At 55.2% G+C, this 21,437-nt stretch carries 17 protein-coding genes; 15 read left to right on the plus strand and 2 right to left on the minus strand.

Features of this window, described 5'->3' with window-relative positions; all coding sequences use genetic code 11:
• Window positions 1–381 precede the first annotated feature (381 nt).
• On the plus strand, window positions 382–780 hold the full coding sequence (locus P0120_24520; protein ID MDF0677474.1) for a transposase: 399 nt from the start codon (window positions 382–384) through the stop codon (window positions 778–780).
• Window positions 768–1,115, plus strand: coding sequence for a hypothetical protein (locus P0120_24525; GenBank protein MDF0677475.1), 348 nt, complete (start codon window positions 768–770; stop codon window positions 1,113–1,115). Before P0120_24520 ends, P0120_24525 begins: the two co-directional genes overlap by 13 nt.
• A 23-nt stretch (window positions 1,116–1,138) precedes the next feature.
• On the opposite strand, the gene P0120_24530 is transcribed toward P0120_24525, so the two are convergent.
• Both P0120_24530 and P0120_24535 read right to left on the minus strand, forming a co-directional pair.
• Window positions 1,139–1,675, minus strand: coding sequence for a tetratricopeptide repeat protein (locus P0120_24530; GenBank protein MDF0677476.1), 537 nt, complete (start codon window positions 1,673–1,675; stop codon window positions 1,139–1,141).
• A gap of 311 nt (window positions 1,676–1,986) precedes the next feature.
• Window positions 1,987–2,574 carry a tetratricopeptide repeat protein gene (locus tag P0120_24535; protein MDF0677477.1) on the minus strand — a complete coding sequence of 196 codons (588 nt, stop codon included), beginning with the start codon at window positions 2,572–2,574 and terminating at the stop codon, window positions 1,987–1,989.
• 231 nt (window positions 2,575–2,805) lie between these two features.
• Between P0120_24535 and P0120_24540 the strand changes: the two genes are divergently transcribed.
• The 13 genes from P0120_24540 (at window position 2,806) to P0120_24600 (ending at window position 21,201) form a co-directional block, all read left to right on the plus strand.
• Complete coding sequence (locus P0120_24540) at window positions 2,806–3,408, plus strand: YqgE/AlgH family protein (GenBank protein ID MDF0677478.1); 603 nt, start codon at window positions 2,806–2,808, stop codon at window positions 3,406–3,408.
• A gap of 180 nt (window positions 3,409–3,588) precedes the next feature.
• Complete coding sequence (locus P0120_24545; GenBank protein ID MDF0677479.1) at window positions 3,589–4,689, plus strand: IS3 family transposase; 1,101 nt, start codon at window positions 3,589–3,591, stop codon at window positions 4,687–4,689.
• A gap of 364 nt (window positions 4,690–5,053) precedes the next feature.
• The gene (locus tag P0120_24550; protein ID MDF0677480.1) at window positions 5,054–5,992 is read left to right on the plus strand and encodes an ATP-grasp fold amidoligase family protein; all 939 of its coding nucleotides are present in this window, start codon (window positions 5,054–5,056) and stop codon (window positions 5,990–5,992) included.
• 345 nt (window positions 5,993–6,337) lie between these two features.
• A complete protein-coding gene (locus tag P0120_24555; protein MDF0677481.1) occupies window positions 6,338–7,507 on the plus strand; it encodes a hypothetical protein in 1,170 nt (389 codons plus the stop codon).
• A gap of 243 nt (window positions 7,508–7,750) precedes the next feature.
• Window positions 7,751–9,397, plus strand: a complete 1,647-nt coding sequence (locus tag P0120_24560) for a hypothetical protein (GenBank protein ID MDF0677482.1) — start codon at window positions 7,751–7,753, stop codon at window positions 9,395–9,397.
• Window positions 9,398–9,960: 563 nt separating this feature from the next.
• Complete coding sequence (locus tag P0120_24565; GenBank protein ID MDF0677483.1) at window positions 9,961–10,989, plus strand: sigma-54 dependent transcriptional regulator; 1,029 nt, start codon at window positions 9,961–9,963, stop codon at window positions 10,987–10,989.
• A gap of 625 nt (window positions 10,990–11,614) precedes the next feature.
• On the plus strand, window positions 11,615–12,130 hold the full coding sequence (locus tag P0120_24570; GenBank protein ID MDF0677484.1) for a hypothetical protein: 516 nt from the start codon (window positions 11,615–11,617) through the stop codon (window positions 12,128–12,130).
• Between the two features lie 68 nt (window positions 12,131–12,198).
• Window positions 12,199–13,905 (plus strand): radical SAM protein, encoded by a 1,707-nt coding sequence (locus P0120_24575; GenBank protein ID MDF0677485.1) that lies wholly within the window; start codon window positions 12,199–12,201, stop codon window positions 13,903–13,905.
• A 55-nt stretch (window positions 13,906–13,960) separates the two neighbouring features.
• Window positions 13,961–15,868: a RiPP maturation radical SAM C-methyltransferase gene (locus P0120_24580; protein MDF0677486.1), complete on the plus strand. Its 1,908-nt coding sequence runs from the start codon at window positions 13,961–13,963 to the stop codon at window positions 15,866–15,868.
• Window positions 15,869–15,951: 83 nt separating this feature from the next.
• Window positions 15,952–16,221, plus strand: a complete 270-nt coding sequence (locus tag P0120_24585; GenBank protein MDF0677487.1) for a hypothetical protein — start codon at window positions 15,952–15,954, stop codon at window positions 16,219–16,221.
• A 365-nt stretch (window positions 16,222–16,586) separates the two neighbouring features.
• Window positions 16,587–18,599, plus strand: coding sequence for a PatA/PatG family cyanobactin maturation protease (locus tag P0120_24590; protein MDF0677488.1), 2,013 nt, complete (start codon window positions 16,587–16,589; stop codon window positions 18,597–18,599).
• A gap of 2,171 nt (window positions 18,600–20,770) precedes the next feature.
• Window positions 20,771–20,899 carry a hypothetical protein gene (locus tag P0120_24595; protein ID MDF0677489.1) on the plus strand — a complete coding sequence of 43 codons (129 nt, stop codon included), beginning with the start codon at window positions 20,771–20,773 and terminating at the stop codon, window positions 20,897–20,899.
• A gap of 164 nt (window positions 20,900–21,063) precedes the next feature.
• Entirely contained in the window at window positions 21,064–21,201 is a 138-nt protein-coding gene (locus tag P0120_24600; protein MDF0677490.1) for a hypothetical protein, read from the plus strand.
• Window positions 21,202–21,437 lie beyond the last annotated feature (236 nt).

The raw sequence follows: 21,437 nt of genomic DNA on the forward strand, positions 1-21,437 counted from the left end.
CGAGCTGACCGCGCCGGGCTCGACACACCCAGTTCTCGAGCGTCTTGCCCGACATGGCCAGGCGTCTTGCTACCTCTGGAATCGTCAACTTCTGTTCCAGGACCAGCTGCACCGCTTGCTCACGGAATTCCTTCGTATACTGCTGTCGCGGAACTCGTTCCATCTCACACCTCCAGACCTCAGATCATAGGTTGAAGGCGTCCACTTTTTCGAGCCTAGCACAATCACCTGCCGAGGATCTGGGCGTGGTTGGATGCGTTGCCGAAGGAGGCACGCCCCGCCGTGCTCCGCGGGGACGTGGCCTTTGGCAACGAATCGGTGCTCCGCGAGCCCGAGGCTCGAGATTAGCCGTCTCTCACCAAGCTACGCGTCACGAAGCATGTGAAGGCCCTCATCAAGACGCTCTTCCGCTCCACTGCGTGGGAGGAGGCGGGACAGGGCTGGGAAGGGGGCGAGGACACGCTGCGGCTGTCGGGGTGGAGCCGCGCACGCCGCGTGGTGGTGTTGCGCCGCCCCCTCACGGGTGAGCTGCTCATGACCGGGACGGACGCCGATCAATCGTGGTTCAACTTCATGGAGAGCGAGGTGCCGACCACGCGCTATGAGTACGCCGTGCTCGTCACCTCAACCCGGTACGAGGTCCTTGCCCTCGCCCAGCTCTATCGCGATCGGGCCGATGCCGAAAACACCTTTGACGAGCTGAAGAATCAATGGGGCTGGGGGAGCTTCACCACGCAGGATCTGGCGCGCTGCCGGTTCATGGCGGGATGGTGGCACTGATCTACAACTGGTGGACGCTCTTCGTGCGACTCGCCCAGCCACATAAGCACTGCCAGGCGATCGCCAGTCGACCGCTCTTGTTGCATGGCGTCGCCACGCACCATCCCACGCCGGACACACGCGCCTCACGATCACCTGCCTGCACGCCAAGCGCTCGGCCATCCAATGAAGTGCTGACCAACTTGGCGGGTTTTCTGAGAACCCTCAAAGCCCCTGCGGAGCAGTGGACCGATGCCGACCGCCTACGAGCGATTCTCACCCGCGCGTTCGCCACATGCATGCGCTCCACAGCGGGCCCTTCGACCTTGTCGATCTCAAAAACTGCGCCCACATGACCCGTTGACTGCCGTTTTTAGGATTATCGTCCCTTGGGCATCCATTTCTTCGCCCGGTCTTCCGCTTCGGCGATCTGTCCTGGCGTCATCCGAATGACAACCGCGTCGCGAGATTCAGCGGCACGTTTCTCACCATGGGCAATCGAAAGGCTGTACCACATGTGGGCTTCAATAAGGCTCTGAGGCACGGCGCGCCCCCGTTCATACATCATCCCCAGTTTCGCGAAGGCCAACGCATTCCGTTGCTCCGCGGCCCTCTGAAACCAAAACAACGCCATGGGGTCACTGTACGGGGCGCCTCGTCCAAGGGAATAGAGGGTTCCTAGGTTGACTTGTGCGTTAGCGTGTCCCTGGTCAGCGGCCTTTTTAAACCAATCCTTTGCCTCATGATAGTTTTGTGGAAGACCCCGCCCTTCGCTATACCGTAACCCCAATTCATTTTGCGCATTGGGATCGCCGGCCTGAGCGCGCTTGAGGACCTCGCTCACGGCTGGCCCGTCAATGAGCGGGCGTGGCGGACTAGGAGGGGGAGCGGTGCAGTTTGACGCGAAAATGGCCATCAAGATAATTCCTGCGAGAGTCACACACTGGTAGAGTGGCAACTGGTGATCCATTCTGACTGATCGTGAACGCGATGGATAGCTGCTGGCCGGTTAGCAAACCATCGGCAAATATCCTACGCAGCCAGAAGGGGCGACTGCAAGCATGAAGTGTCGTAACGGACAGATGGCTGGAACCTTGAAGGATGACACAGCCTCCGAAGGCCTGCGCGTGGCTAATTCGGGATTGCCGACACGGAAGCGAAGGCTTCAAGAACCGCATCTCGGTTGGTGGTCTCCGGTACAGAGTGTACGCAGGAGAAACCCATCGGCTACTGTTCTTGAACTGGATTTGTGGCCTTGGGTTTCCAATTTCGTGCGAGAAATTGGGCCTGTGCGATTTGAGTCGGCGTCATGTTCCTGGCCAGACGATCTCGCCATTTCGCTCCGTCTTCATGGCCGTTAGCCGCAGCCAAGTTGTACCACTGGTAGGCTTGGACGACATCCTTGGGAACTCCCCGTGCCCTTTCGTAATATGTGGCGATCACGAACATCGCCGGCCCATGCCGCTGGTCCGCGGCAAGGCGGCACCACCGTAGAGCTTCCTGATAGTCCTGGGGCATTCCACGCCCGATGTCCGATAGCACGCAGAGCCGATAGAATGCACCGACATGTCGCTGGGTGGCCGCCATGCGGTACCAGCGAACGGCTTCCCTGTGGTCTTTCGGCAAGGCGGTCTCATATCGCATGCCAAGATTGTACTGATCCTCGGCGCTTCCTTGTTCTGCGGTTGCCTGTAATTCGTCGATACGGGACACTGTGTCCCGCACGTCGACGTAGGGAGATTTTGGCGGATCCATGCATGCCGATAGGGTGCAGAGGACGGTCATCATGATGAGATTTCCCGAGCAGCGCCCCATAATCCCTTCTCCTTCGAAATAATCCTGCGTCTGTTGTCTTGCGATTCTCATCCGACAAGCAGCAACGCAGAGGCCACTCTAACACATCTCGCTCTCTAGAAATCCACCAAACCTAACACACGAGCACCGTCTTGCCCTTCGACGTTCCTGTTGATTTCGCCGCAGAGAAAAGCTATCTGTTAGCATCGGCACGAAGGTGAGATCTTGGCTCTAGTCGCTCCGCGGGACATCATGAGAAGCGCGTTCTTTGTAGGAACTTTCTTGCTCGTCTCCGCGTTATCGGCTCAGGCGCAGCAAGAGTTTTCGCCTGCGGCGGTCGAGAAGGGCGTGCTCCTGGTAGCCAGTCCCTCGCTAAGCGATCCGAACTTCCACCAAACCGTCCTGCTTATTATCGAACACGGACGAGGCGGGACAGTCGGCCTCATTCTGAACCGCCCCACGAACGTACTCCTGTCCGAAGTCTTGCCGGATTTTACTGTACTGAAGCGCACCCCCTACCGATTGTTTGCCGGTGGGCCGGTCAACCAAACGCAACTGGTCCTGTTGTTCCGGCTCACGCGAGTCTTGCCTGATACACGTCAGATCGTCGGTGGAATTTATGTGGGCACACCGCGCGTCCTGGAACGCATCATGACTCAACCTAAACCGACCGAAACATTTCGAGCGTTTGCCGGATTTGCCGGGTGGGCACCTGGACAGCTCGAACATGAAATGCTCGAAGGAGCATGGGGTATCTTGCCGTCGGATGCGTTCAGCATTTTCGACAAAGACCCGGCCACCCTCTGGCCGGACAGCATCACCCGTCTTCAGGCCCCTAAGAGCATTTCCCATTGAGTGATTTTGCTGAGTCTGGCAGGGATTGCAGAAGCTATATTGTACGAAGCGTCCTCGAACATGGAATCCGCATGGTGGGGTCATCCGTTATGTGGCGTAGTGAAGTTCCCCTCGTTTTTTGGACAGGTCGTGAAGCCAAGATTGCGGTAGAACGACCGTCGGAAAACCCGGGAGCTACACATGGCCCAGAAACGGAGGACACATGGGGAGGAGTTCAACGCGCGGGTGGCAGTGGAGGCGATTAAGGGGATACGGACGCTGAGTGAATTGCGTGCGGCTCATGGTGTTCATCCCACGGTCATTGCCCATTGGAAGCGGCCGTTGGTGAAAGGCGCCCCGGAAGTATTCCGACGGGGCTTGGGGGGAGGCCGCAGCGAGGAGACGGTGACGGCACCCCTGTATCAGGAGGGCCAGCTCAAGATGGAGCTGGAGTGGCTTAAAAAAAGCTCTGAGCGTGTCGCCGGAGGACCGACGAGAATGGCTTCAAGCAGATTGCACGTCGTTGTCGATTGCGCAGCGGTGTGCCTTGGTGGGGCTGGCGCGGTCGACGTCCTAGTCCGAGCCGGTGTCCGAGAGCGGAGCGAACCTGGCGTTGCTGCGCTGATCGATCGGCTGTATGTGCAGCGGCCGTTTTACGGGGTGCCGCGGATGACCGCCTGGCTGCCGACCCTGGGTCATGCGGTCAACCACAAGCGGGGCGAACGACTGATGCGGGTCATGGGGGGGCGGGCGGTGCTGCCGGGGTCGCATACGAGCCGGCCGCAGCCGGAACATCGGCGGTCCCCGTATTTGTTGAGGACGCTCGCGGGGGTCAGAGCCAACCAGGTGTGGTGCGCGGCCATCACGTATGTGCCGCTGCGGCGGGGATTCCTGTACCTGGTGGCGATCATGGACTGGTTCAGCCGCTACGTCGTGGCCTGGGAGTTGGGCAACACCCTGGACACCGGCTTTTGTGTCGAGGCGCTGAGACGGGCCTTGGCCAGGGGGTGCCCAGAGAGTTGCAGCACCGATCAGGGGGCCCAATTCACCAGCCAGAAGGGCCTCGCGTGTGTGGAAGGGGCCGGGGTGCGTGTCAGCATGGATGGACGGGGTCGTGCGCTGGACAACGTCTTCGTCGAGCGGCTGTGGCGGAGCGTGACCTACGAGGAGATCTATCTGCGGGAGTATGCCGATGGGGCGGAGGCCTGGCGGGGGTTGCAGCGGTATGTTGCGTTCTACAACGTCGAACGACGCCACCAGAGTCTGGGACGTCGCACCCCGGCCGAGGTGCATTTCGGGTGAAAAATGGGGCTACTTAGGTAGGGACTCGCGGGAGATCGCTCCGGATAACCGATCCTGGTGCGAAGTTGTGAGCGGCCCCCCAGCCCGGAACCATAGAAGGAGCCCGGCGGGCCCTGAACGAAAGGAGGAGACCCGACAGAAATCCATGAGCGTAAGTTCGGAGAAAACCTGTCCAAACAATGGGGGGAAGCTCAACACTCGGAAGGAAAAATGATGGGTTTATGACTATAATGGCCATCATAAATCATGCGCTCGACACTGGTCATCCTGATGTTTGATGACTTTGTATCCGAGCATGGACCGTTCTTGCATCGGCCGACTCAGTGACAAGGAGATGAGAATTTGGCGAGGAGGTAAAATAGGAATGGAACATTCTTTCTATGCGTCAGGAATCGCAGCCCTTCGTGCCAAATTACGAGACACCTGGTTGCATGACCTCGTCAACCACTATCGGACCATCAAGCGCCGGGTAATGCGGCGGTCCGAAGGCGAGGCATTCTTGTTGCGCAGATATGCTCGGATCCACGGCAAACCGCTCAATCTGACGAATCCTCAGACCTTTACGGAGAAGATGTTCTGGCGCATGATTACCTGGAACAGGGGCGACATGCCCCCACGGTTTCGGCAGCTGGCCGATAAGTATGCCGTGCGATCCCATGTGGCGAGCAGGGTAGGCGAGGAGTACCTGATCAAGCTCTTATGGCAGGGGAATGACCCGCGCTCGATTCCGTTTGACCGGCTGCCGACGGAGTACGTAATCAAGCCCAGCCATGCAGCTGGGCAAGTGATCATCGTCAGGGGTAAGGTGGATCGCGAAGCGATTATTCGTCAAGTGTCGGGGTGGCTGACCAGCGATTATTATTGGCACGGACGCGAATTTCAATATTATGGGATTCCACCCCGTATTCTGATTGAAGAATACCTGACCAATGAGGATGGGAGCCCACCGTTCGACTATAAAGTCTACTGCTTTAACGGAACGCCGGAGCAGATTCTGGTTCGCAATCATACACACGACATCACTCCGTTTTTTGACACAACATGGAATTTCCTCGACTTCACCGATGAGCCAGGTGGAGTACGACCTTGGGTACCAAAGCCGGCGAATCTTGATGAAATGCTGGCGCTTGCCGCGAAACTGTCGATCGGGTTCGGGTACGTCCGCTTAGATTTCTACAATGTCAAGGGGCGAGTCTACTTCGGCGAGTTCACCTTTACACCAGCGGGAGGGATCATAAAATATGACCCTGAGTTTTGGGATCTGAAGCTCGGGGAGAAATGGGATCTATCACTGGACCACTGAAAGACGACCGTCTTTTTGATGGCTCACCCGTTGATCCAAGGATGTAACGGGTGCCTCCCCCAGCTCATCTATCCAGTGCTGACAACCGTCCCATCCGACCGGATATAACCGTGCTCTTCATTCCTAGCGGCTTGACCGAAGCAGTTCATCGACGCGACAGGCATGAGCACTTTCTTGTCCTGAAAAATCAACACATACCGTTCGAATAGGATGGGAGATCACTCCCGATACTGGTTGCCATGATCTCGATGAAGGCCGACGTCGCATAGCCTTTCTTCTTGGAGAGCCACCGTGGCATAATCGCGTTAAGCACCTCGTTCAGTCCCTCGACTCAAGGGATCGATCATGTCCGGTTTGATTACCCACAGCCTGATGTTGCCCGTGGTGGCCGCTGTTCTCAGCGTTACCATCGATGGCTATGTTACTCATGCGAGCCATGATGGCCAACCTGCCACAGCGTTCCCTGCTCTCTCGGGACAAGGCCACGAGATTCCAGGTCTTTCATTCCGAGTATTTGTTGATCAAGGGACGAAGGAGGCGGTTGGCGGATCTCTCGAACAGACGCAGGCTGATGCAGTTCTCCAGACAGTGGTCGAGACATTCTCCCATTTGAATCAACATCGGCATACCTATCCAGGGTTCGATGAAGCGGTGAACAAGGGGATGATCGAGCGCGTGATCATTCAACCGAGCGTCCGCAATCATGAAGGGAAGCCCTTCTCATTTCTGGTTGTTCGGACAGTGGATCCTGGTCGGGTCAGGTTGCTGATCAGTGCGTCATCGATGAGAGATGGGCGCTATATCGGAGAGACTGAACAGTTTGCACCTGTGCTGGCGCGAGAGTTCCAGTGGGTGGTCAGCAAAGCGGAGACTGGTCAGAAGCCGAAGACAGTATCTCTCGAACGGGACATCCAGCATGCGCCCATTCGGGATGATAGGAATATTCGAGCCCTCTCTGGTGAGGAGCGGCTGCGGCTGCTTCAACAGCTATTCGAGGCGTACCTACGCACCGTCGACGACCAGCAGAGTTTGGATGGGCAGTCCTACTACGAGGTCGGCACCACCAATTTGGCTCCCCCGAGCCAGCCGGACTCTGCGACGAAGTTTTATGATATTCGGGTTCGAGAAGCCTTGCAGAAAATCGTACGGGAACCTGTATTTCTGGAACGCACGCCACTGGCTGTGACGAGTCTGCTGAACGGAAATATCTGGAATGTGACGTTCGTCAAAGTCGACCAGCGCGATTGGGCGACAAGAACTAGGGTGCAGCCGGCAGATAACGCTGTGATGGTCGGTGTGGCTGGGCGATCGGTTCAGCCCGCGACAATTTTGATCAATCTCCATCGAAGGGCAGCTCCCGACGATCCCTTTTATGCCGATACGAAGGATCTGCCGATGGGCGCGTTGTCTAGTGACCAATTGGCGTTGGTCGTTGCTAAGGAGATCCAGCAGAATATCATCGAGAAATCACAAACCGGTCACGTCGCACAGGATGCACTCACGGCACCGAAATAATGGCACGCACGGACATAGCGCACGTGACGGAAAGCAATAACCCCGTCGGACTCCGCTACGGTGTGTTGGTATGACGGAGTATTAACCGTCAGGTGGCCGCCGTCCTTTATCTTCCAAGATACAGGTCTTCCAACCAACCTTATGGTATAAGTCATAGTGCCGTCTCCTGCCGCGTTCGGCGCGAAGAAGAACGCATTCAGAGTTTTACATCCGGTGAATCTTTCGCAAGTGAGGTCTTTCAACGTGTCTGACGTGACAAAGATCGTTCGGCAGTTTCGACAAATTCTGCTCTGGCCCATGCAACTCACGCCCATCCGTGAGGATGCGGCGATCCAAAAGCACTGGGAGCTCTTGCAGGCAACCAATTCGAGTAATCCCTGGAGGGAGCTGGTCGATGAGTTTACAGGCGATCCTCGTCAGTTCCAGGAACGACATTACAGCGAGTTCGTGACGTTTCTGCCGTATGTCCAGCGTTTTCTCTATGGCGAAGGAAAGAGAACCAGCTCGGATGTCCATGAAAAGTCCGCCATCCGTGTCTTCCGTCGCGACGATATCGCCAAGGTGCGGATGGTGTTTCCTGGTCCTCATACGGCGCCTGCGACTTTTACTGTGGCGCACGTTGATCTGTATTTCTTCTACGACATCGATGTGGCGATTCTGGTCGTCGAGATCTACGCCGATAATGTACCGCTCTCGCAGGTGCAGAACTCACTCTTTCGTTTTGGCCGATGCTATCCCACCTATTGGGAATCTGATGGGCACGGTGGCCATTGCCCCAAGCATGTGGAGTGGCTTTCCTCGGACGGCAAGGTGCTCGCCGTGTCGGACTATGAGCGCCGTGAGAAATATCTCTCGTTCGTCTGCCGGCATCGGTCGCTCAGTCTCGCCTCGCACTGGGAATTCCTGCTCGAACCGCTGGTGCTGCACCATTCAGAAGAAGCAGGGCCGATTCGTTACCGACAGATCGAGTATCATCTGATGCCGGTAATGGCGTATCTTACCCTGGACGATCCGGGGGCGCTGACTCGGGGAGAGTTCGCACGAGCGGGCTTGGCGGCGGCACCGGGCAGATCCGACACGTTGCCCTTTTCGGAGCATTATCTCAGTGACTTTGAAGCACGCTATTGTTACGACCGGTATTGGAACGGGCAGGGGAGGAATCCTGCAGGAACCCGTTTCATGTGTACCGGTCGCGTGTTTACGATGGTGGGAGAGGCCGGAGAACCGGCGTTTGAGGACCGCAAGACCAATCTGGAGCAGTTCCGTCACGAATATTTTCTGATGTTTTTGATCCCGCATTTTCACAAAGCCGCTCTGTTGATGCTGACCAATCGCCTGGTGGAGGCGATGAACCAGCTCGATCCCACGAAGCTCGATTCGGTCAGGCAGTTCCGCCGCGTCATTCGCCAAACACTCGGCATCTTTCTGCGCTTCACCCATCGCTACTGGTCGCATCAGATTTCGGATCATGGACAGGTGAAGGAACTCTATCGGATGATCAGTGAACACTTGGGTACCGGTCGACTCTATGAGGAGCTTCGGTCGGAACTGGAGGATATGAGTCAATACCTCGACAGCGATGCACTGCGTCGGCAAGGTGAAACCATGGTCCGCCTGACTGTCGTGGCCACAGTCGGCTTGATCGGCGTGGCGACAACCGGTGTGCTCGGCATGAATCTGTTCGCACTGGGGGAGGAGTCGACGATGATGCGGGTCGGCTATTTCCTGCTGGTCCTGATTCCCGTCGTCGCCGTGACGCTCTATACGGTGTTGAAGTCCAGACGTCTGTCGGATTTTCTGGAGGCCCTTGCAGCCGAGCATCGGTCGTCCAGAGAGAAACTAGCGGCCGTCCTGACAGTGTGGAAGGCCAAACATGGACGGGATTCCTAACCTCGATCAGTCCAACCCAATTCAGTTGTCGGCCATCCGGCTTCTACCCTATTGAGCAATCTGTCACGTTCAAAGCGATCACTCTGCGTTGTTTAGTGACATGAATCGAAGAACTTTGTGATGCCATCAACGACGGGGATTTTCCATAGGTTCCACCATGACAGGGCTCCGACAAGATCTGTGTGATCGAGATCTGGATAGATGCGTGATCGTACGCAACCGCCGTGTCGCATGATGCGTTGCTCGAACTTTTCAAAAACATTGAACGGGTGAGGAGCTGAGTGTACGCAATATTAGCGATACGATAATGAATCGCTGATACAGCGCTTGCGGATTGTCGTGCAATGCTGGCGCCATTTCCACTACAGAATGTTGATGAGCTCTATAAGAATCATCCTGTATCTATTGTGATCCACCCTGTATCTATCTGGATACCATGAGTTCCGCGGAGCTATTGAACGAACCGGGAAACACTCAAGAAGCCATATAGAGCAGATCGGATCGCTTATTGCACGACCAACGCAAACAGGAACCTCAATTTTCGGTCAGTACTGAGGTGAACCATGGAACAATTTGAGGAAATGGTCGGAACAAGCCCCTCCATTCGCGCGGTCTTCGACTTGGTCCGTAAAGTGGCGAAAACAGACATGCCTGTATTGATTACCGGTGAAACGGGTACAGGCAAAGAACTGACCGCGCGAGCCATTCATGCACAGAGCTTCCGGAACCATGAGTCATTCGTGCCGATCAATTGCGGTGCCATCCCAGACACGTTGTTGGAATCTGAACTCTTTGGGCACGAACGAGGAGCCTTTACAGGGGCCGTTCAGCAAAAGAAAGGCAAGATCGAAGCGGCGGCGGGCGGCACCCTGTTTCTTGATGAAGTCGGCGATCTCCTTCCGCCGCTCCAAGGCAAGCTGCTTCGTTTTTTGCAGGACGGCACGTTCGAACGAATCGGCGGTCAGCAGGTTCTTCGCGTCAATGCGCGGGTGATCGCTGCGACGAACGTTGATCTGAAGGCAGCCATGGACAAAAATCTGTTCCGCGAGGACCTCTATTATCGCTTGGGGGTGATGCACATTCATCTCCCTCGGCTTCGGGAGCGAGGCGAAGACACCTCGATCATGGCCATGCTTTTTCTCAGGCGCGCTGCTGCTGTTTATGGGAAGCCGATACGGGGCTATACCTCTGCTGCCATCAAAGCGATTCAGTCCTATTCCTGGCCTGGCAACGTACGGGAACTCAGCAATAAAGTGAGGCGCGCCGTTGTCATGGCGGAAGGTGACGACATTACGCCTCGCGATTTGGATTTGACCTGCGAGACCCTCCAGTCTGGAGACTCGCTGGCTTCCTTACGGGCGGCGCACCGCCGGATTGAAGTGGAGCTGATCGTCAAGGCGATCTGTGTGCATCGAGGGAACTTGACCCGTGTGGCACACGACCTTGAAGTAAGTCGAACGACGTTGTACAGAAAACTCCAGGTCTACAACCTTGAAAAGCTCGTGCCATCCCACCCCATCCGTTCCGTGATTTTTCACACTGGCGCCGAGTCATTGGATTGTAATGGAGCCCCTGATGCGGTGAGCGCGTGACCAGGGGATGTGAACGGGCATGCGTTCTAAAACCCTCTCAACCGGAACGTGGCATAAGGACTGTGTTTCGTACTGAAATGCGTTCCTTCCTAGAAAACCATTCCAGGACGAGCGATACCATTCGAATCTGTCCAATAATAGAACGGTGCACCATGCACCATCGATTTTTTCTCAATGGCGTCGAAGCCGCGGATTGCCAATAGGGACAAGCACTTCAGCGAACCGATAAGAGAGCGGCTCTTTGGATAGCCCTTTCGTGCTTTACGCTGGAACTGTCCAATAGTAGGACAATCGTCGACAGAAACTTCTACTTATACCTTCCATCTCGCGGTCCCATTTCCAAAACCCACATCAATTCACACTGTTGTCATCTGGGCATCTGAATTGCTGAGTTTGAATTGTTGAGTACGTGAATCGAGATGGCATGGAGGTGTACGGCCGTCAAGGCAAACCATTGAGTGCGGGATGTTTTCCCCCATTCACGTTCCTTCTAAAGAGGCCTATCATGAATCTCCATGGTTGTGCTGGTCGGGTTCGTGTGTTCCTCCTTGCCAAGGATTGCGCTTGGGAAGATCGAATATGACCAATGTGGCGAGCTGTCATACCAACTAAACAGGAGGGGATTATGGCCACTGAAGATAGTATCAAGAGACTCGAGGAACGATTGACGCGACTGGAGGCAAATCTGGCCCAGCAGCCACAAGTTGGGCCTGGTGGACTTACATCTCCCGGCGGAACGGTAGTGGATCCGGCACCGTGGGGCGGAGGAGGCTGGGGATATCGTCCGCCATCCTGGGGAGGTTGGGGATATCATCGGTGGCCGACTCCGGTTGTCGATCCGGGACCATTCCCCACACCGATAGTTGATCCAGGCCCGTTTCCCCCTCCAGTTGTTGCGGACCCCGCCCCTTACCCGTGGCAATGGGGAGGAGGAGCTGTTGTGCGGCAGACGGCTGGCACGACCCTAGGACGGATTGGCCAAATCGGCGATCCGCCGCCGATTGACGTGAGCCGATTTTCGATTTCCCAACTCGAGTCCTCGTTGCACACAATAGAAGCCGAAAGGGCCCGTTTGAACTCGATGGAGACGATGATCAAGCAGCAGCTAGATGCTTTGAAGAGACAACAGGGAAAGGGCTAGCCGGCAAAGTTTGCTCCTTGGACGAATCCTTAGCAGGCTTAATCCGGCCCGAAAGTAAAGGTGTGCATATGCGAATACTCCCTTCTTCCGATTCAATGCGAATACCGACCTTCGATCAAGGGGGCCGCCCACAAAAGGTTCTGCTGATTGGCTTCCAAGACCAGGACAACCTCGGTTTGCGGTATTTGATGTCGGCGGTGAATGCCTCGGGTCATCAGGCCTTCATCATGACCTACGGTTCAGACCCAGGTTCAATCCTCAAGCGCATCGTGAGAGACAAACCAGATGTCATCGGGTTCTCGTTAATATTTCAGTACATGGCGCCCGACTTTGGCAGAGTCATTACCGCTCTTCGAAAGGCTGGGGTAGTTGCCCATTTCACTATGGGAGGTCACTACGCCAGTTTCGAACCACGAGAGATTCTCATGCACATGCCCGGCCTTGATTCCGTAGTGCGCTTTGATGGTGAAATAACGCTGGTCAAACTGTTGCACTGTCTCGGTACCGGTTCAGACTGGCGAACCCTTCCTGGGATTGCATTCCGCACAGACGACAATGAAATCAAGGTAGCGCCTTTGGCGACGGTGGTGGAGGACCTTGATATTCTCCCAATGCCCGATCGTGAATCGATCGACTATGAAGGACACCCGATGCCCACGGCCTCGATTCTCGGTAGTCGCGGTTGTCCTTGGGATTGTTCCTTCTGTAGCATCCGACCATTTTATGAGGAGCAGGGCGGCCCACTTCGTCGGCTGCGCGCCCCGCAGGCGATCGTTAACGAGATGATCCATCTGCACCGCAACCGGCAGGTCCCGATCTTTCTGTTTCAGGACGATGACTTTCTGGCGGGTGGGAAAAGCGCAAAGAACTGGGCAATCGAGATAGCAGATCTCCTCATGAACGCGGGTTTCGGCGGAGCGGTGACATTCAAGATCAGCTGCCGGTCCGATGAGATCACTGAGGATGTGTTGAAGCGATTAGTTGCGGGAGGACTGACACACGTTTACATGGGAGTCGAATCGGGCGATGAAGAAGGCCTTCTGAACATGAGCAAGCGGCTGAAGCCGGAGGCACATTTAAAGGCCGGCCGGATATTGAAACAGGTCGGACTTTCCTTCGATTTTGGCTTCATGCTGGTCGATCCCTACTCCACGATTCGCAGTATCCGGCAGAATATCGATTTTCTAGAATCCTTCATAGGAGATGGATGGACGGTCGCACCGTTCTGCCGAATGTTGCCTTACGCCGGTACGCCCATCAAGCGCAGGCTCGAATCGGAAGGGCGTCTGATAGGAACTCCCTTCGAGCCTGATTACAAGTTCCTCGACCCGAAGTTGGATCTCTTCTACGACTGGATGGTCAAGACATTCTACGAAAGGAACTTCACAAATCAGGGGCTTTGCCACATATTGCGAGGCCTACTCTTCGAAGCACACTTACGACTGGCGGCGCGGAACCGCGTTTCAGATGCTCAAAAAGCATACCTGCATTACTTGACAGCGATCTGTAACAGTGTGGCGTGTTACACGCTGCGTTGCGCTATAGACCATATCGAAGCAACCCCACTGTCGAGGCTCAATCAGGATCCGGGTTATCTGGAAGGCCTGACAGCGCATGAAAAGCGAGAAGAGACACGCCTTGTCGCTGAAGTGGGGCAATATTACAGATGGGTCCATCAGGATAACGGTCCGATACCAGGCCCGGTCGGCGGCTTCGACAAGTCCTGGACCTTCCACGAAGGTGATCGCGAGGCGGCTGGTGTCGGTGCAGCCTGACGTGCTCCACGACGATTGGCTCGCTCTGAGTGCCCCTCGGCCAATGAGCAATGCGATGACAACAGACGTCATTCTCATCTCCATGCCTTTCGCGGAGGTGCGGAGGCCCTCAATCGCTCTCGGCCTACTGCGGGCATCGCTTGCGCATACCGACATTCGGAACGAAGTCATCTACGCCACCTTCTCTTTTGCTGAGACCATTGGCTTGGTGTCCTACCAAGCGATGCAATCAGCCCCCACCGATCATTTACTTGGTGAATGGTGCTTCGCCAGCCATCTGTTCTCTGTAGTTGCGGAGAAAGATGAAGAGTACCTGAATCTGGTACTGGAAGTGCGATCCCAAGGGTTTCCTCCCGACCTCCAACAGAGGAAGGACCTGATGTATTGGGTACGTGCACAGAGCATTGCGTATGTGGATCGACTGGCTGAGGACATCGTGGCGCGCCAGCCTCGTATCGTTGGATGCAGCACCGTATTCCAGCAGCATTGTGCTTCTCTGGCACTGCTCAAACGAATTCGTGAGATGAGTCCCCAGACCGTCTTGCTAATGGGTGGCGCCAATTGTGAAGGGGAAATGGGCGTGGAAACTCTTCGGAGTTTTTCGTGGGTGGATTGTGTCGTTTCAGGCGAAGCAGACCTCATGTTTCCGTCTCTTTGTCGTGCATTACTCGATCATGGTCGGGGCATTAATGCGGCGGTTCTCCCGCCTGGTGCTATTTCGCAGGCCGACCTTCGGAATGTGTTGCCGGTTGTGTCACCGAACGGCTCATCACCGCCGCGTCCGATGATTCACGATATGGATGCGCTGCCTATTCCAGATTACGATCACTACTTTGAAATGCTGAAAGGTTCAACATTATCAAACCTACTTGAGCCTGAGTTATTGGCAGAAAGCTCCCGCGGCTGCTGGTGGGGAGAGAAGTCTCATTGCACCTTCTGTGGCTTGAATGGTACCGGGATGAAGTATCGTTCGAAATCCGCTAAGCGGCTTCTTGCCGAGTTGTCGGAGCTTTCCGGTCGCTACGGTATCCGAACCATTCAATTCGTCGACAACATTCTCGATCTATCCTATTTCAACACGGTGTTGCCGGAGCTGGCCGCAGCCAAGGAGAGGTACGCTATTTTTTATGAGACCAAGGCGAATCTCAAGCGCAACCAGGTCGAACTGTTAGCCAATGCGGGGGTGCGCTGCATTCAACCAGGGATCGAAAGTCTCGACGACAACGTGCTTAGTCTCATCGGGAAGGGGAACTCCACCCTCATAAACCTGCAGCTTCTGAAATGGTTGAATGAGTTCGGCATTGACGCTGCCTGGAACATGCTCAGCGGAATCCCTGGTGAATCGGATAGCTGGTATGCTGAAATGGCCGAATGGCTTCCCGCGATCTTCCATCTCCAACCTCCCACAGGTGTAAATCGAGTTCGCTATGACCGGTTCAGTCCGTATCACATGCGACCGCAGGACTTTGGCTTGATGCTCGAGCCGAGTCGGGCCTATGCGTATGTGTATGATCTGCCGAGAGAATCGTTGATGAAGCTTGCATACTCATTTGAAGACAGCGCACAGAGAATGCATATCCATCGCGGGCTGCAGGAACGGCCCGGCCAAAAGAAATTACAGGAAGTGGTACAGCAATGGAACCATATCTGGAGGAACTCGCGGTCGGTTTTGCGTGTGTATGATGATGGCCACTGTCTGCAAATTGTCGACACTCGCCCCTGTGCATACCAGACGGGCTGGACGTTGAGAGATTTGGAGGCCGAGCTCTATCGTTTATGCGACTGCGCGCAAACACCCACGGCCCTCCTAGAGCAGCTGTCGACGCGGCGTGGAACAAAGGTCTTCATGGAAGAGGTACAACCCGCGATCGAAAGCTTGTGTCGGGCCAAGCTTCTATTGCGACTGAACCATAAGCTGCTTAGCATCGGGGTTAGCACAAAAAATGCCTTCATGGGGGTCTGACATGAGTATTGATTTATTTTTCAACTGGGCCTCACCTTCCTGTACCTGAACGATCCGGTCGTCTTCTTCAGCAGCTGAGCTTCATGCATAATATCCCCTGCGATGTCGGCGGCGGGATCGGACATGTCGATTCTGTAGGCGGCAATGCCAATTTGGGCCTCGGCGTGTCGCTGAATGAAAGACTGTCGTTGACCCGGGGGTACGATCGTACCGTTTTTGGGAGACTCGCTTCCGTTTCCAACCTGCTCCTGATCACCGCGCCTCAAGGCACTCAGATTATGAGCTTGCTCATCGGCGGCACGTATGAAGGAGCACTCGCAACTATATCAACTTTGTCGTCGGGGATGGGGTGACACGAGGAGCGCGGATCTTTAAGTGACGCCACGAATTCCGACGGCCTTCTCCTTCTAGAAAATAGGTACATTGCGATGTGTCCACCGTCCGTCCCTCGAAACTGACTGGAGAGAGAATGACAATTAGTCCAATCTTGGAACGGGGCAGAATGCGACAGCGATCTACTCTCAAGGGTGCCGAAGCCGAGAATCGTAAATAGGGACAAGCACTTCAGCGTTTCGATAAGAGTGCAGCTCTTTGGATAACCATCCCGTGCGCTCTACTGGACCTGTCCAATAGCAGGACAATCGGCTCTAGATCTTCTACTTACCAACCTTTCCAATTTTGCAACCATCTATCAATCAAGCCAATTTCAGCTGAGCATGTGAATTGCTGGAGTGGTGATGGATACGCAGCGGAACCCGGTCACTTTTATTTCTATCGATTGGATATGGAGATTTCCGGCCTCCGAGAACTCTGGGGTGAGACGTTAGGTGATTCCAGAATATGCATTGCGCTCTTAGATGGCGGGGTTGATCTATCGCACAAGAGCCTGGCTGGTGCTGATCTTACCCGGATTGAGACTCTCGTTTCGTGTGGAGCAGGTGATGGTCCAGCCGCAAAGCATGGCACCCATATCGCCAGTGTCATCTTTGGGAGCCATGACGGACCGATTAAGGGTATTGCGCCGCTGTGCCGGGGCTTGATTATCCCGGTGTTCAAGGAAGGAGATACAGGTTCTATTGCTCCATGTTCACAGGTCGATCTTGCGCGAGCGATTGATCAAGCTGTTCAGGCAGGCGCACATATTATCAACATCAGTGGGGGAGAGCTGACCCCCTCCGGAACTGCTTACCCACTGCTCGCCGATGCGGTCAAGGATTGCGCTAAGGGTGGCGTTCTCATCATTGCCGCGGCGGGAAACGAGGGGTGCGATTGCCTGCACATTCCTGGGGCCTTGCCATCGGTATTAGCCGTCGGGGCGATGAATGCACAAGGCGAACCGACAGATTTCAGCAACTGGGGTAAACAATATCAATCCCAAGGTGTCTTGGCCCCTGGAGAAAACATCCAGGGAGCTAGTCCCGGAGGAGGCGTTGTCGTCAGCAGCGGTACCAGCTATGCCACACCTATAGTATCCGGTGTTGCGGCTCTCTTGTTGAGCCTTCAACTTAAGCTTGGACGGAAGCCTGATCTCGATGAGGTGCGAGGAGCGATCCTGAATAGTGCAACAGGATGCGATGAGCAGGCGGTACCAAATTGTCAGCGACTATTAGCCGGGCGTCTGAATATCAAAGGGGCGATGTCGAAAATCACGGGAGGAATGAACGCCATGGCAGAATCCAATATCACAACCACCACCAGTCTGGTCGGGAATGACTCCAATTCAACCATGAAGATTCCCATTCGCCAGCCACCTCCCGCGCAAGTGAGGGTGGCGACTTACGAAAGCGAGACAGTAAACGCGATGGGAGAACAAGTCCCAGAAGGCACAGCGAATATACAAGGGAAAGAAGCTGAGATGGCGCAGGGATCGGTGAGCCCTAGCAACATCAAAGCAGCGGCTTGTGAATGTGGCGGCACGGCTCCCCCGCAGCTTGTCTTCGTGCTTGGGCAACTCAGCTATGATTTTGGGACCGAAGCGCGCCGCGACTCCATCACGCAGCATATGAAACACCCTGCCAATCCTCATGATCCTGCTCAGCTCTTGGCCTATCTCAAAGAGAACCCTTGGGAGGCGGCCGCCATTCTTTGGACACTGAATCTCGACGCCACACCGATCTATGCGATCCAAGCTCAGGGTGGATTTGCCGGCGAGATCTACCAACGGCTGTGTGAATTTCTCAGCGATCAAGCCAAGGGAGAAGTCGAACGGGTCTCGATTCCTGGTTATATCGGAGGGAGGGCGAGGCTATTGACCGGCCAAGTTGTTCCCATTATTTGGCCAGTCCTTCGTGGCACCTATAGCTGGAACACCAAGGCGCTGGTCCAAGCCATTTATGGCACTCTCCCTCAAGAAAGAGCCTCCCAAAAGGAGAGAGACGAGTATGGCGCGAAAGCACAAGCGGTAACCAATTTCCTCCGGAGAGTTTATGAGGAGCTTCGTAACCTAGGTGTTACACCACAACACCGGGCGATCAACTACATGGCAACGAATGCCTATCAAGTCACGGAGGTTTTTACAGAAGCTATGAAGGAGGAAATGGAGCTCGACACCATTGAGGTGGAACGGAGTCCGATTTGTCGGCCGGAGTCTGATTGTTGGGATGTGAAGCTCACATGCTTTAGCCCCAAGAAGATGTACGAGCGAGCCAGAAAGGTGTATCGATGCTGTGTGGATGTGAGCGATGTGGTTCCAGTGATGGTTGGCCAGGTGCGTTCTTGGTATGTGCGGTAAGGACCACTGATGAGGCCCACATTTCTCAACAAAGAGAAAGAGGAGGTACAGCAATGAGACTTCCAATGCAATCAGCGGGCATTAATCCTGTCAAGGGTGAGGTGCCGAAGTTAGTAATTGCTCTGGAGCCAAGTACCGTAGGAGAAATTAAGAGTGGTCTCTGGTGCACGGGTGAATCTTGTGACAGTTTGAAGATTGCCTGCGAGAACGGTCACGCGAGCTACCAGGAAGCGGGTTCTGGTAAACATAAACTTGGTTGGTGCATAGTGTGAGACATGCGTCGTGCCGTGCTTGCGCTGGGAAGCCACACTCCTACGCTGGGATGTAGTTCGCGGTCGTCAATGGTATTACGCCGCGATATAGACCACATCACTGGGTAAAGGGATGTGAGCGATGCTCTTGATAGTTGAAGAAGTAGGCTAGTGATTTGTGCTGTAGCCACTGCGATGGTTCTACAATGGCTGCAACCTAAGAGAACGAATTCCATGGAGGCAACAAATGAGACTTCCAATGCAATCAGCACACGTCAGAGGTGACAGTCTTTTTACCAGTAGGGCCGTCAGGAATGACAGATGGACAACGGTAGTGCCGCAGCAAAAAGGAGCCGTCGTTATCAAAAATCGTCCCGCCCAGTTCTATGTCAGGCCGTTCCCGGGGTGCCAAGACTGTATTTGCCATGTTGGTGGCGACGACGTGGTGGGTGAGTTGGCTTGCCCGTGCTGCTTCATAATTAAGTGGTGGTAACTCAAAACCTACTCCATCGTGGCGATGAAGCGAGACTCCTTGGTCAGTCCACAAATGGTAAGCCTCGCGCGTGAGCTAGGCCCGCGATGGCGCGGTTCGGTGCATTCTTTGTTTATGCAGTAAAACAATCTGTTTAGTGAGGATAGAAAATGAAACTTCCGAATCAGTCAGCAGGTGCTAATCGTGACGTGAGCTGTGGCTTCTCCCCTATTCCGAGTGGAATCGGTCAGTCACAGTGGTCTCGATTTTTACCACGACCAAGAGAAACTAGAATCCGGAGCCTCATAGGTACTCCAGGGGATGGGCCAGTGCAATCCGGTGTGGGAGAAACGTGCACATTTACCAATGACAACATAGCGGTGTGCGATACGTTCATATGGGATTGTGACCCTGATGGTGTCTGTGTACAGGGAGGTACCCTTTGGACGGACTGTTATGACAATAATGGAAATAAGATTCCTTGTCCGTGAAGATGGTGAGTTGCCTCCAGCATGGTCAGACGCGAGAGGGGTGGAAAAGCATATTGAGAACGCCATGAGAATACCACCTCAGGCAGCGGGCGTTAGGCGAACTTTTTCGCCTTCAGCAGAAGCTCTCAAGAATGCTGTGAGCGGCATCTCTCCTCTGTTGATCTCTTCCTCTCTGAGTCGAAGATATCTCGCCACTAGACGAGAAAGGTCACTTTTTGCACCAGACTGTGGAGTATGCTTTCATTATGGCTGCCACTGTTCGGTCGAACAAGGGTTTTTGGTGTGTGTCAATTGTCCTGTTTTCACTACAGGTCTTTGAATCGCCGGACATAAGAAACGCAAATGGTGGGGTCACAACTTGGTGTGCCAGGAAAGTCTGGGAGAGGGGGGAAGCCCTGTGGAGACAGAGCGGAAACCCGTCACTGGTCCCCAGCAGGACGGTAGTCCTGCCCGGCAACGGAAGGGCATCCAGCCGCAAGCGAGTCTTGCGTGGTGATGAGGCAACCCATCCTGCGAAACATAGACAGCGAGTGTGCAGGCCGTGCGATGGAGCCCCGAAAGGACTCAACGACGTGGGAGCCGAGCTCGTCAAGATCAGCGAAGGCTGCATCGAGACACCGCGATGCCAGGTGTCTTGGTCCCACCGGGGTCACAGAACAGGGCATGTACATAGGGGGACCTCAGGAACCTGGGAGGCCCCGCCGTGTCTTCTCTGACACCGGATAGGGGTCACCCGGATACCATCCCCTGGCCCACAAGCGAGGTGCTTGTTGCCTGTGGGAGAGACAAATATCGAGCACGGGGGAAGTACTGTTGGCCGAAGGCAACGAAGGGCCGCAGGATGCACGGCGGGGCGTCGGAATGGCTCCATAGTACCGAGGAGGGCGGGGAACTCGTCCCAGAGGACCCAGCGGAGGGAAGGGAGTGGTCGGGATCACGGGATTGCTGGAGGGACACATGGGTGAGACACCGAGCTCGCAGACCGTGCCAACGCGACTCCAGCAAATAGCAGAGCGGGCCCGGCAGCTCCCGGCGGTGGGCGACATGCGGCGCTGTCTGGACCAACGGGTGGGCGACGGCTCGTGACCTGAAGAGCCGGATGCGGTCATCGCGCACGTCCGGATCTGTGGGGGGGCGGGGCAGGTAACTGCTGGGCCTACCCGACTCTTGTGCATTGAATCCGCAACCTCATAATTTGGTGAGGCACGGAACAGGACCCGACCCTCATTCAGGACTGCGCTGTCGTCGCCGTGACGCTCTATACGGTGCTGAAGGCCAGACGTCTGTCCGATTTCCTGGAGGCACTTGCAGAAGAGCATCGGTCGCTCAAAGAAAAGCTTGCGGCGCTGCTGGCCGTATGGAAGACCAAACACGGACGGGATTCCTGACCGCGCTCGACCTAGCCGAATTCAAAGGAGCGTGATCAGGTTGCGCCAGTCTTTCTAACCATTCATTGGATACGGTCTCTGGTCGCTTTACAAAGTCAGGCGTCAGCCGCCTGTAGCAGAGGTTGATCGCGAATGGATCCCAGAGCCTCCTAACTCGTTCTGGCTTCGGTCGCTTGACAGGTTTCGGGTATTTTCAGTAGGATGTCAAAACCTTTAATGCTCATCCAGTGAGGTGA

This window comes from Nitrospira sp. (genome assembly GCA_029194675.1).
In the GTDB taxonomy this organism is placed as follows: Bacteria; Nitrospirota; Nitrospiria; order Nitrospirales; family Nitrospiraceae; genus Nitrospira_D.

What these genes read in the sequence shown, in the direction of transcription:
- P0120_24525 (MDF0677475.1), top strand. Translation starts at nt 768, where the DNA reads ATGGTGGCACTGATCTACAACTGGTGGACGCTCTTCGTGCGACTCGCC.
- P0120_24530 (MDF0677476.1), bottom strand. Translation starts at nt 1,675, where the DNA reads ATGGCCATTTTCGCGTCAAACTGCACCGCTCCCCCTCCTAGTCCGCCA.
- P0120_24535 (MDF0677477.1), bottom strand. Translation starts at nt 2,574, where the DNA reads ATGGGGCGCTGCTCGGGAAATCTCATCATGATGACCGTCCTCTGCACC.
- P0120_24540 (MDF0677478.1), top strand. Translation starts at nt 2,806, where the DNA reads ATGAGAAGCGCGTTCTTTGTAGGAACTTTCTTGCTCGTCTCCGCGTTA.
- P0120_24545 (MDF0677479.1), top strand. Translation starts at nt 3,589, where the DNA reads ATGGCCCAGAAACGGAGGACACATGGGGAGGAGTTCAACGCGCGGGTG.
- P0120_24550 (MDF0677480.1), top strand. Translation starts at nt 5,054, where the DNA reads ATGGAACATTCTTTCTATGCGTCAGGAATCGCAGCCCTTCGTGCCAAA.
- P0120_24555 (MDF0677481.1), top strand. Translation starts at nt 6,338, where the DNA reads ATGTCCGGTTTGATTACCCACAGCCTGATGTTGCCCGTGGTGGCCGCT.
- P0120_24565 (MDF0677483.1), top strand. Translation starts at nt 9,961, where the DNA reads ATGGAACAATTTGAGGAAATGGTCGGAACAAGCCCCTCCATTCGCGCG.
- P0120_24570 (MDF0677484.1), top strand. Translation starts at nt 11,615, where the DNA reads ATGGCCACTGAAGATAGTATCAAGAGACTCGAGGAACGATTGACGCGA.
- P0120_24575 (MDF0677485.1), top strand. Translation starts at nt 12,199, where the DNA reads ATGCGAATACTCCCTTCTTCCGATTCAATGCGAATACCGACCTTCGAT.
- P0120_24580 (MDF0677486.1), top strand. Translation starts at nt 13,961, where the DNA reads ATGACAACAGACGTCATTCTCATCTCCATGCCTTTCGCGGAGGTGCGG.
- P0120_24585 (MDF0677487.1), top strand. Translation starts at nt 15,952, where the DNA reads ATGCATAATATCCCCTGCGATGTCGGCGGCGGGATCGGACATGTCGAT.
- P0120_24595 (MDF0677489.1), top strand. Translation starts at nt 20,771, where the DNA reads ATGGGTGAGACACCGAGCTCGCAGACCGTGCCAACGCGACTCCAGCAA.